The organism is Cupriavidus gilardii (assembly GCF_017598945.1).
Taxonomy (GTDB): Bacteria; Pseudomonadota; Gammaproteobacteria; order Burkholderiales; family Burkholderiaceae; genus Cupriavidus; species Cupriavidus gilardii_E.
The window spans coordinates 1-12,664 of record NZ_JAGFTW010000049.1; the positions used below are offsets into that span (position 1 = coordinate 1).

The following is a 12,664-nucleotide window of genomic DNA, read 5'->3' on the forward strand; positions in this document are numbered from 1 at the left end:
CTTTGATGTCTACTTCTGCCATCAAAAGGTCGCCACGATCGACCTACACCAGGCTGACTAACCTGGACCTTGGACTGTTACCCATGTCCTGGCACATGTGTTACCTATGTCCCCGGTCCATACAGCGAGCGGGAGAGGGAGCGAAACATCGCGAGACCAAGCCAGGTCAGCCGAGACGCGAAGGACTCTGCCCGGTTGGGCGCGGCATGCGAGCTTCGAGGGCAGCCTGGATCGATGGAGTCACCTTGCCGGTGGCCTGCCACACGGCGCACGCCTGGCGGAAGGATTCGATATGGTCGGGCGATTGGTCGAGCCAATCGAGCAGGCGTTGTTCCGCGCTGGCGTCGAGCATGCCGTCCCGCATCAGCATCACCCAATCGAGCGCTTGTTGCCAGGCGATGTCGTTGCCCGGCGATCGGTTCTGGACCACGTACAGCTCCCCTTGATGCGTTCTTGTGCGCCGATGTCATGCACCGGCGTCGTGTGACGCGATTGTAGCGGAGTCGCTGCCTGAACATCGGTGCAACGGACCGGTGTGTCATGCCGCGCGCTGACGCTCAGTGGCGATCGCCACGCTTGCCGGCTCTGCGGCCGGTTCGTGTTCGATGTCCTTCTCGCGTATGCGGCCCTGTTCGAGCAGCACGATGCGGTCACCGGCATCGAAGTAGCGGTCGTCGTGCGAGATCACCAGCACCGCCTTGCCCTGCGCGCGCAAGGCCGGCACGATCTCGCGATAGAACACCGTCTTGAAGGCCGGGTCCTGATCCGCGGCCCATTCGTCCAGCACGATCACCGGCCGGTCCTCGAGGCAGGCGGCGACCAGTGCAAGGCGCTTGCGCTGGCCCTGCGACAGCGCTCGCGTCGAGAAGGCGCCATCGCGCACCGTCACCTTGTGCTGCAACTGCAGACGCGCCAGCAGTGCGTTGGCGCGCGCGTCGAGCGCCGCGTACCTGTCCTGATGAACGCCCGCTTCGCTGTCGTCTGCCGCCGCGCCCAACAGGCTGTCGAACAGATGAAAGTCTGAGAACACCGCGGTGCACTGCTGGCGGTGACGCTCGCGGTCCGCCGCGTCGGCGATGCGCTCGCCGTTGAGCAACACGGTTCCCTGCTCCGGCGCATACAGACCCACCAGCAGCTTCGCCAACGTCGTCTTGCCGCTGCCATTGCCACCGACCAGAAACACCACTTCGCCGGCGCGCAACGACAGATCGATCGGCCCCAGCGTGAAGCTGCCATCCTCGCCGTCGCGGAAGTAGCGATGCGTGACGCCGCGCAAGGCCAACTCGACGTACGGCCGGCGATCGCCTGAAGCATCCGCTGCGCCCTGCTCCACGCCAAGCGGTCCGGTGGTATCGGCGATGCGCTGATAGGCGATACGCGCGAGATTGAATTGCGGCAGGCTGTTCAGCAGCCCTTCCAGCGGCGCCATCATGTAGAGGAACACCAGCGTATAGCCGCTCGCGACGGCGGCATCCGCGCCCAGCGGCCGCTGCACGACAAACAGGATGATGCCGATCACGGCAAAGAACAGCGTGCTTCCGATCGTCAGCGACAGATACAGCAGCGACAGCCCCTGTGTGCGGTTGGTCCGCACCGCATCGATCGCTTCGGCGAGCGGCCCGCTGGCGAACGCCTCCCGGCGTTGCCGATGCAGCTTCAGCTCCTTGGCGCCGGCGAATATCGCGCCGAAGCGCTCGATCAACACGTCGTGCCATTTGCCGGCATCGCGCAGATAGCGCTGCGAACGCTGGCGGCTGAGCCGATAGCAGATCGAGCCGGTCAGCACCGCAACCAGGGCGAACAGGAAGACCTGCCACGACAGATACGCCAGATAGGCGAGGCAGCCCAGCACGATGGTGCCGTTCATCACCACGAAGGGCAGCGCGACCAGCAGCGTCGCGACCTGGTTGGTGTCCTCGCCGAGCAGTGCCAATCCCCGGCCCGGGCCGACCCGCTCGAGTTCGGCATAGGGCGAGGCCAGCAGCCGGCCGGCGATATGCTCGCGCAGGCTGGCCAGCACCGTCTGGTTCAGCCGCACGAACAGCATCAGCGCGGCGGTGCGGAACAGCAGCACCGCCACGGCGAGGGCCGCAAAGCGCAGCCCGAGCGCGGCAAGCTGATCGGCCGGCGTTGCCAACGCCCGGTTGATGGTGGCGATCAGCCCGACCGACGCCGCGCCACCGGCCAGGCTCGCCACGATGGCGAACGCCAGCAGATGGCCCGAGGCCCGGAACAACACATTGCGCAGCGAAGGAAAGGCGGACACGGTCGGCGGCTCCACGGGGAAGAGGTCTTCTTCCTGTGACGAACGACGGTGCCCGCGAATTACCTGTCGCGTCATCCCCGCTCACGCGGGGACGACAGACGAGCAACAGGCTTGCGCCTGCGGTATGGGCTAGCCTTACCAGCGATACGTCGCGGTAGCCAGGATGTTGCGGCGATAGCCGTAATAGCAGGTCGTCGCACTGCCGCACTGGCCGACATAGTCCTTGTCGAGCAGATTGGTCGCGGTCAGCGCAAAGCGCCAATGCTGGTCCAGCGTGTAGTGAATCGACGCATCGGCCAGCCACACCGACGACACCTTGAAGGTATTGGCCGAATCGCCCCACGTCGAGCCGATATAGCGGGCGCCGGCGCCCATGCCGAGGCCCCGCAGCATGCCGGCGCGCATCGTGTAGTCGATCCACAGCGCCGCGGTATGACGGGGGCGGTTGGTCGGCACCTTGCCGAGGTCGGGACCGTTGCTCTTGGTGGTCTCCATATTCATCAAGGTGTACGAGCCGATCGCCTTGAAGCCGTTCTGGAAATCCATCGTGCCTTCCAGTTCGAAGCCACGCGAGCGCACCTCGCCGGTCTGGATCTGGAAATTGGTACCGGCGGGACGCCCCGGATCCGGCGTCAGCACGTCCTGCTGCCGCAGGTCGTAGACCGCCGCGGTGATGAAGCTGTTGCTGCCCGGCGGCTGGAACTTGACGCCGAGCTCCGTCTGCTTGCCGGTGGTCGGCTTGAACGGCGAGCCTTGCCGATCGGTACCGGCCTGCGGCTGGAACGAAGTCGAATAGCTGACGTACGGCGTGATGCCGTACGGCGCCTGATACAGCAGGCCGAGGCGATAGGTGAAGTCGTCCTGGTCGATCGGCGTCGTGGTCACGGTGCGCGCGTTGGTCGCGGTGACGATCCGCGTCGACGTCGTATCGGAACTCGCCCAGTCCTTGCGGCCGCCGGCGACAAACGCCAGCCGTTCGGTCAGCTTCATCTGGTCCTGGAAATACACGCCGAGCTGACGCTGGGTCTGCTCCGCATTGGTGTACGAGGCGATCGGGTTGATCCTCGCGCCGTAGGCAGGATTCCACGGATCGATCAGACCGAGCGGCGGCGTGCCGACGGTCCCGAAGCCTTGCCTGTCGTCGAACTTGCCGCGCTGGTAATCCACGCCGACGAGCATCTTGTGCCGGACCGGCCCGGTGCTGAAGTCCGCCTGCAGTTGGGTATCGACGCCGATCGTATCGAGCTCGCCGCCGGCATCGAGCGAGCCGCGCCGCAGCTGCTGTTGCGCGGCCGAATTCCAGCCCACCGCATAAACCCCCGTATAGGTCAGGTCGCTATGCATGTAGCGCACGTTCTGCCGCACGCGGAAGGTATCGTTGAAGCGGTGCTCGAAGGCGTAGCCGATCGCGTATTCCTCGCGATCGAAGGTATTGAAGCCAGGTTCGCCGGTGAAGAACGAGCTCGAGATCCTGCGTCCATTCACCGTCGGAATGACGGTGCCCTCACGCGGCAGGAAGTTGATCGCGGTGCCCTGCCTGTCGCGCTGATAGTGGGTCAGCAGCGTGAAAGTGGTATCGGCCGACGGGCGGAACGTCAGCGCGGGCGCGATGAAGATGCGGTCGTCCTTGGCATGGTCCGTCTGCGTATCGCTCTTCCGGAACAGGCCGGTCAGCCGATAGAGCACGGTCTGGTTGCTATCCACCGCGCCGGACAGATCGAAGCTGGCCTGCTTGCGATTGTGCGAGCCATATTGCAGGTTGACCTCGCGCAGCGTTTCGGCGGTCGGCCGCTTGCTGACCAGGTTGATCAGGCCGCCCGGCGCATTGGCGCCATACAGCACCGAGCTCGGCCCGCGCAGCAGCTCGACGCGCTCGAGGCCGTACGCGTCGACGCGCGGCATCAGGTAGCCGCTCGTGTAGTAGTTGATGTACAGGCCGTCGAGGTATTGCCGCGCGGGAAAGCCGCGGATCACCGGCTTGTCGTAGCGCGACTCGACCACGTTGTCGCCGACCACGCCCGCCGAATAGGCAAAGGCTTCCGACACGGTCTGCACGCCGCGATCTTCCATCTGCTCACGGGTGATCACAGAAATCGACTGCGGCGTCTCTGCCAACGGCGTATCGGTCTTGGTGGCGGTGACGCTGCGGCGAGCGACATAACCGCCGACCGGCCCGGTGCCGGTCTCCGACCCGGCGGCCCGCACCGTGACCTCCGGCAACTGGCCGGCCACCGGCGCACTCCCCGGCGCGGCCTGTTCCTGCGCGTGCGCGCTGCCCGCCAGCGCGAACAACATCACTACCGCCCGCCGGACTTCCGTCCGCCGGCAATCGAACACCCGTTGCATGAGACTCCCCTTCTTTTTGGATCGCGCCGGCCCGGTATGCAAAGGCTCACCGTAATGCTGTTGCGAATGATAATGATTCGTAATTATTACGTGAGTGATTCGATTACGGCAATAGGGAACGCGAAAACGGCAATTGGCGGCCGATCGGAACAGAAACGGTGCCACCGGCTAATTTCGCGCCGCGCTGGTCCGTCTATTGGCCAGGCGCCGAGTCACCGCGGAGCCCTGCTGCCACCCCGCCTGGCCTGGAGATGCCCTGTTGATTGCCGAACTCTCGCCCTTCTTCCCCGGCCCGCTGCGGCGTTTCGGCGAAGGCGTTACCACGGTCCCGCCCCATCTCGATGCCTGGCCGGGACGCCGGCTCACCGAGCCGGCCGCCTTGCAGCAACGGCTGGCCAAATACCGGGACACCATCGGCGCCGAGCACGAGCGCGCCCCACCCGCGCTGGCGTCCTGGTGGGCCCGGCATTACTGCGTCGTGCTGGTGCCGCCGGTGCTGGTCGCGGCGGCTGCGCTGGGCCGGACAGTGCCGATATCGCTGGAAGAGGTCGATATCGCCTTCGGTCCGGACGGTCTGGTGTCGCGCATCCACCTGCGGTCGTCGGTGCTCGGCAACGCCTGCGCGACACTGGACGAAACGTTGGCCGCCATGACGCACCAGCATCTGGCCCCGGTGTTCGCCACGCTGTCGCAACTGACCCGCGCCTCGCCACGCGTGCTGTGGAGCCATGCCGCCGAGTTCGTGCAATACGTCGGCATGAACTTGCTCGCCCACCCGGCGCTCGATGCGAGTCGCCGCGACACGCTGGCGCAATGGCTGCGTCAGGACAGGGGCGCGGATGGCAGGCCGCATCCGTATCGCGCCGCGTATCTGGATCGTCCATTGCCGGATGGCAGCGAACAACGCGTACGCCGCGTCTGCTGCCTGAAGTACCGGCTCGACGGCGACGACTACTGCGGCACCTGCCCGCTGCGGGCCGAGTGCGCGGCATTGTGCTGATCCCCGCCACGCTGCGCTAAATTCCCCGCGCGCCCCTTCGTCTTCCTTCTGTCGGACGTGCTGCTGCAGCACCGGTCCATCGATCCGCATAAGGACAGCAATGCAAGGCGAAACGCTGCTCGATTACTTGATCCAACACGCGACAAGCCGCGCCGACGCGACGGCACTGACGGTGCTGGACGAGGACCACCCCGAAGGCACGCCCTACCGCTATCGCGAGCTGCTGGCGCGCGCCGCCGCCTATGCCACGCGCCTGCGCGAGGTCGCGCAGCCTGGCGAGCGCGCGATGATCGTGCTCGATACCGGTATCGATTACGTCGGTGCGTTTCTCGGCTGCCTGCTGGCGCGCGTGATCGCGGTGCCCGCCTTCCCGCCGGAATCGCTGCGGCCGCAGCATCTCGCGCGGCTCAACGCCATCGCCGCCGATGCCCGGCCCAGTGTGGTGGTGGTCGACGACGGACTTGCCGGCGCCTGGGCCAGCGGCCGTTCGGACGGCCTGGAAACGGGCGTCGTCAGCGTATCGTCGGTCCAGCAATCGCTGCCCGAACCGTCCATCGAAGAGATAACGGCATGGGCCGAGGCCGTCAGTCCCGACGCCGTGGCCTTCCTGCAATACACCTCGGGCTCGACCGCGACGCCGAAAGGCGTGATGGTGACGCATGCCAACATCGTCGCCAACGAAGCCGCCATCGCCAGCCAGTTCACCACCACGGCGGACGACGTGATGGTCAGCTGGTTGCCGCTTTATCACGACATGGGCCTGATCGGCGGACTGCTGCATCCGCTGTACGTCGGCATGTCGCTGGTGCTGATGTCGCCCGCCTATTTCCTGCAACGGCCGCGCCGCTGGCTGGAGGCGATCGATCGATTCCGCGGCACGGTCAGCGGCGGGCCGGACTTCGCCTATCGGCTCTGCGCGGAGCGGATACGTGCGGCGCAGGTCGAAACGCTGTCGCTGCACAGTTGGCGCGTCGCGTTCTGCGGCGCCGAGCCGATTCGCGCGGAAACGCTGGAACGATTTGCGACACACTTTGCGGACGCCGGCCTCGACGCCGGCGCGCTCTATCCCTGTTATGGACTGGCGGAGGCGACGCTGCTCGCGAGCGGCGGGCGTCGCGGCGAGGGCGCCACGATGATGGGGTTCGACGAAGCGGCGCTCGCCGCCGGCCGTGCCGTTCCCTCCGCCGATGACGACGGCACGCGGCTGGTTGCCTGCGGGAGTGCCGCCCCCGGGCATCGCATCGATATACGCGATGTCGAGCACGGCCAGCCGGTCCCCGACGGTCAGATCGGCGAGATCTGCATCAGCGGGCCAAGCGTGACGGCCGGCTATTGGCAGCAACCCGAGGCCACCGCCAGCACGTTCACGCACCACGACGACGCGGCGTCGCGCTACCTGCGCACGGGCGATCTCGGCTTCCTGTACGAAGGCAGACTTTATGTTGCCGGGCGGCTGAAGGACCTGATCATCGTCCGGGGTCACAACGTGTATCCGCAGGACATCGAGATCGCGGTCGAAACCGCGGTCGAGGTCGTGCGCAAGGGGCGCGTTGCGGCCTTCCCGTTCCGATCGGCCGACGGAGATATCGAAACCATCGGCATCGCCGCCGAGATAGCGCGCAGCGTCCAGAAGTTCGGCTCTCCCGAAGCGGTGGAAACGGCCATTCGCCAGGCCGTGGCACAGAACTGCGGCGAGCCGCCGGGCCTGGTGCTGCTGCTGCAGCCCGGCGAATTGCCCAGGACCACCAGCGGCAAGCTGCAGCGCTCGCGTTGCCTGCCGGCCTGGCGCAGCGGCGAACTTGAGCTGTGGGCGGCATTCGAATTGGGGCGGCGGCTTGCCTCGGATCCGCCGTCGGACACCGGTGCACCGTCATCGACAGACGCCGGCGTGGCACTCCGCGGCACCGAGGCAACGCTGGCGGAGTTATGGCACGAAGTCCTCGGCGTTCGGCCTGCCTCCGCCGACGACAACTTCTTCGCCATGGGCGGCAACTCGGTGCAAGCCACGCAGCTGGTGTCGAGAACCCGCGAGCGCCTGCATCGGGGCTACGCGCTGGCGCATCTGTTCGCCGACGGCTCGCTGCGGGCCAACGCCGCGATCATCGACCGGCTGCTCGCTTGCGAGGATGGCGCGACGCTGCAGCGGCAAGCGGGAATCGCGCGGCAGACCGAAACCGAGCTTGCGCCACTCTCCCCTGTGCAACGCGGCCTGTGGGTACTGTGGGCGATGCAGCCGCACAGCGGCGCCTACAACGTCTCCGGCGTGCTCAGGCTACACGGCCGCTTCGACCCGGGAGCCCTGCAACGCGCGGTCGACGCGCTCATCGCCCGGCACGAGGCACTGCGTACCCGCTTCGAACTGGACCAGCACGAGGAACCGAGGCAGCGCGTCGTGCCTGCCGGCTTGTGCCAGATCGCGGTACTCGATCTGCGGGAGCACGGGTCCAACGCTGCGCGCGAGGCGCAGGCCGCCGCCCGCCAACTCAGCGCCGAGCCATTTGACCTGCTAGCCGCTCCACCGCTGCGCATCGCGCATTTGCGCGTCGCAGACGATCAGGAATGGCTGTCCATCACCGTTCACCACATCGTCTCGGACGGTTGGTCGATGAATGTGGTGATCGACGAGTTCTGCCGACTGTACGAGGGCCTCGTCGCGGATCGCCCGGTGCAGCTGCCGCCGCTTGCGATCCGGTACGCGGACTATGCGTCGTGGCATGCGGATCGGCTTGCCGGCGAGCGAGAGCGTCAGCTCGACTACTGGAAGCATCGCCTGGGCGACGCGGCGCCCGTGCTGGATCTCCCCGTCGATCGTCCACGGCCGCCGGTGCCGAGCCATCGCGGCCGCGCGGTGTCGTTTGTTGTCGACGGAGCGCTGGCGACACGGCTGCGGGGCCTCGCGCTCGGCGCGCAGACCACGATGTTCGCGGTACTTCTTGCCGGCTTCCAGACGCTGCTCTATCGCTACACCGGGCAGCGCGATGTGCGAGTCGGTGTCCCGGTCGCCAATCGCGGCCGGGTAGAGACCGAGGGCCTGGTCGGCTGCTTCGTCAATACGCTGGTCGTGCACACGGACATCGACGGCAGCATGCCCTGGGACGCGCTGCTGCGCCGGCTGCACCAGACGATGCTCGAGTCGCAGGAATACCAGGATTTGCCGTTCGAACAGCTGGTCGAGGCCCTGCAGCCGGAACGCAGCCTCGCGCATAACCCGCTGTTCCAGGTCAAATTCAATCTGGCACTGCCCATCGCGGCGCCGAAACAATTGGCCGGCCACGCCGTCGCAGCCGAGCAAATCGAAGGCGATGTCACGCGCTTCGATCTCGCGCTGGACCTTGTCGAGGGCGAAGACGGCATCGCGGGCCGCTTGAGCTACGCCACCGACCTGTTCGACCAGGAGACCATCGAACGGATGCAGCGGCACTATGTCGGCATCCTGGAACAGATCGCATCGACACCGACACTTCGCGTTGGTGAGTTGGCGTTGGGCAACCAGGATGGACGGCTTGTTGGCGGGACCTTGACCGCCGCGCCGGACGATGTGCTGACGGCATGGCGCCGCAGCGTCGAGGCAGATCCTTCGGCCATGGCGTTGCGATATGAAGACCAAACGCTGACGCGCAGCGAGGCCGACCGGTTGGCCAATGCAGTGGCGTTGGCGTTGACGGAGCGCGGCGTCTGGCGCGAGACGCGCGTCGGCCTCTGTATCGAACGGTCGCTGGGTTTTGTCACCGGGCTGCTCGGCATCCTGAAGGCCGGGGCGGTTTGCGTGCCGCTCGACCCGACGCAACCGGTCGAACGCTTGCGGCAGTTGCTGGACGATGCCGGTGCTCGTGTTGTGGTGGGCTCCGTGCCGGGCTTCGATTGCATCGATCCGGCGTCCGTGGCGCCGGTGGCCGACGCCCCTTCCGTCCCGTTGTTGCCAGGCCAGGCCGCCTACTTGATCTATACCTCCGGCTCGACCGGCACCCCCAAGGGCGTGCTCGTCAGCCACGATGCATTGGCGCACTACGTCTGTGGCGTCCTGCATCGCCTGCAGTTGCCGGCGGATGCCTCGATGGCAATGGTCTCGACGACCGCCGCCGACCTCGGCCATACCGTGCTGTTCGGCGCCCTTTGCAGCGGCCGGACCTTGCATCTGATCGCGCGCGAGCGCGGGTTCGATCCCGATCGTTTTGCCGAGTACATGGCCCGGCACCGTGTCGGCGTGCTCAAGATCGTGCCGAGCCATCTGCGCGGACTGCTGCAGGCTCGCCAGCCCAGCGACGTGCTGCCCTCGCAGGCGCTGATTCTCGGTGGCGAGCCCACCTCGGCCGAGCTGGCTCGCACGGTCCGCGGCTTGAAGCCGCACTGCCGGCTGTTCAACCACTACGGGCCTACCGAAACCACGGTTGGCGTGCTGACGCACGAAGCGGTGACCTTGCCGGAACGGCAGCTGCCCACCGGCATGCCCCTGCCCGGTTCTCGCGTTTATGTACTGGACTCGGATCTGAACGCGGTGCCCGCCGGCATCGTCGGGGAGCTCTATATCGCCGGGCCGCAGCTGGCGCGTGGTTATCTCGGTCGCCCAGGACTGACCGCGGAACGCTTTATCCCCGATCCATTTGTCGACGGCGCGCGGATGTATCGCACCGGCGATCGCGTCAAGCAGGACGCTGAAGGCCGCATCGAATACCTCGGCCGTCAGGACGAACAAATCAAGATCCGTGGGTACCGCGTCGAACTCGGCGAGATCGCGCATGTCCTGCGATCCCGACCGGGCGTCAACGACGCCACAGTGGTCGTTCATGAGGACAGACTGGTCGCCTACTGCGTGCTGAACGACACGGACACCGCGACGCTGAAGCTGCAGCTCCAAGCCCAACTACCGGCCCACATGGTCCCGGCACAGGTCATCGCGCTCGACCGGCTCCCGGTAACTCCGAACGGCAAGCTGGACCGCCGCGCCCTCCCTGTCCCGGTGTGGCAAGCCGAAGGTTACATCGCTCCCCGCGACGAAACCGAAGCGCTGCTGGCGCAAATCTGGCAAGAGGTGCTGGGCGTCGAGCGCGTCGGTGTCACCGACAACTTCTTCGAGCTCGGCGGCGATTCGATCCTGTCGATCCAGTCGGTCGGCCGCGCTCGCCGCCTCGGCTTGCGCTTCACGCCAAAGGACCTGTTCCTGAACCAAACCGTGCAGGCACTGGCCCAGGTGGCGAAGCGCGAAGAAACCAATCGTCCCGTCGACGACAAGCCCGTCGGCGAGGCGCCGCTGCTGCCGATACAGCTGGCGTTCTTCGGGACGCCGATGCCAAACCGCCATCACTGGAATCAGGCGGTATTGCTGCGCCCCGTCAATCCACTCGATTCGGAGGCGCTGCGCCGCGCGCTGAAGGCGCTGGTATCGCATCACGACGCATTGCGCCTGCGATATGGGCAGCGGGATGGCAAATGGCATCAACACTACGCCACGACCGCCGATAGCGAGCTGCTGTGGCAAGAGCAAGCCGCCAACGTCGAATCGATCGAAGCCCACTGCGACCGTGCCCAGCGGAGCCTGAACCTCGAACACGGCCCGATGCTCCGCGCGCTCCATCTGTGGTTGCCCGATGGTAGCGAACGGCTGCTGCTTGCCGTCCACCACCTGGTAGTGGACGGCGTCTCGTGGCGCATCCTGCTGGAAGACCTGGAACAGGCGTATCGGCTCGCCCGGCAACGCCAACCCATGGTCCTCCCGCCCAAGACTGCGTCGTACCAAGCCTGGGCACAAGCCTTGGTTCAGCACGCCAACTCGGACGATGCGATCCGGCAAGCGGACTACTGGCGCGCCCAGCATGGCCCCGATCTGCCTTGCGACAACGCCGTCCCGGACGACCACATCGCCGATGCGGCCACGCTGACCCTTCGGCTGTCGCCCGAGCAGACTCAACGCCTGCTCAAGCAGGCGTCTGCTGCCTACCGGACACAGATCAACGACCTGCTGCTCAGCGCGCTTGCACAGGCCGTCGGCCAGTGGGCTGGCGTCGATCGCACTGCTGTCCTGCTCGAGGCCCACGGACGCGAAGCATTCCCGGCCGCGCCGGATGTCAGCCGCACCGTCGGCTGGTTCACGACGGTGTTCCCGGTCGTGCTGCCCGTTGGCAGCGACACCGCGGGCAGCATCAAGTCGGTCAAGGAGACACTGCGTAAGGTTCCCGACCACGGCATCGGCTATGGGTTGCTGCGTCATATCGGGCCCCAAGCCATTCGCGACGAACTTGCCGCCCTTCCACGGCCCCGTATCACGTTCAACTATCTGGGGCAGTTCGACCAGAACGTCGGTGGCGATGCGCTGTTCGACTTCACGCAGGAGCCAAGCGGAGCAAGTCGGGATCCCGCAGCCTCGCTGGGCAACTGGATCACGATCAACGGTCAGGTAATCGGCGGCGCGCTGTCGCTCGACGTCAGCTTCAGTACGGCCCGCTATCGCCGCGAGACCATTGCCGCGCTCGTAGAAGCCTACCGGCAGGCACTGGAGACGACCATCGAGCACTGCATCAGCGTGCCGCCCGGGGCGCTGACGCCGTCCGATGTGCCACTGGCCGGCCTGACTCAAGCTCAACTGGATCGCCTCGACGGTGGGCAGATCGAGGACCTGTATCCGCTCACGCCGATGCAGCACGGCATGCTGTTCCACTCTCTCTATGCGCCCGAGGCCGGGCTTTACGTCAACCAGCTCGCCATCACGCTCGATGGCCTCGACGCCGAGCGCTTCCGCTCGGCCTGGGACGAAGCGGTGGCGCGGCACGAGATTCTGCGTACCGGCTTTATCTGGATCGACGGTCAGGCCATGCAGGCGGTCTATCGGCAGGTGCCGTCGCCGGTTCGGATCGATGCAGAGCGTAGCTGGGAAGAATCGGAGTGCGAGGACGTTGCGCTCGATGAACGGAAACTGGCCTTTGCGCTCGACACCGCTCCGCTGATGCGCGTACGCCTGCTGCGCCTGGACAGCGAACGCTACCGCATGATCTGGACCAGCCACCATCTGCTGCTCGATGGCTGGAGCACCGCCCGCCTGATCGGCGAGGTGCTGCAGC

The 12,664-nt window shown here is 66.4% G+C and carries 5 protein-coding genes; 2 read left to right on the forward strand and 3 right to left on the reverse strand.

Going from position 1 to position 12,664, the window contains the following annotated elements:
- Positions 1-166: 166 nt before the first annotated feature.
- From J5T34_RS18290 to J5T34_RS18300, 3 genes are all read right to left on the reverse strand, one after another.
- A complete protein-coding gene (locus tag J5T34_RS18290; protein ID WP_208581528.1) occupies positions 167-430 on the reverse strand; it encodes a DUF4880 domain-containing protein in 264 nt (87 codons plus the stop codon).
- Positions 431-538: 108 nt separating this feature from the next.
- Positions 539-2,266 (reverse strand): cyclic peptide export ABC transporter, encoded by a 1,728-nt coding sequence (locus tag J5T34_RS18295; protein ID WP_347880668.1) that lies wholly within the window; start codon positions 2,264-2,266, stop codon positions 539-541.
- A 135-nt stretch (positions 2,267-2,401) separates the two neighbouring features.
- Positions 2,402-4,612 carry a TonB-dependent siderophore receptor gene (locus J5T34_RS18300; RefSeq protein WP_208581532.1) on the reverse strand — a complete coding sequence of 737 codons (2,211 nt, stop codon included), beginning with the start codon at positions 4,610-4,612 and terminating at the stop codon, positions 2,402-2,404.
- A gap of 259 nt (positions 4,613-4,871) precedes the next feature.
- On the opposite strand from J5T34_RS18300, the gene fhuF reads away from it, so the two are divergent.
- Both fhuF and J5T34_RS18310 read left to right on the forward strand, forming a co-directional pair.
- Positions 4,872-5,612, forward strand: coding sequence for a siderophore-iron reductase FhuF (fhuF, locus tag J5T34_RS18305; RefSeq protein WP_208581534.1), 741 nt, complete (start codon positions 4,872-4,874; stop codon positions 5,610-5,612).
- 100 nt (positions 5,613-5,712) lie between these two features.
- The coding region (locus tag J5T34_RS18310) for a non-ribosomal peptide synthetase (protein WP_208581535.1) at positions 5,713-12,664 on the forward strand (6,952 nt) is incomplete at its 3' end.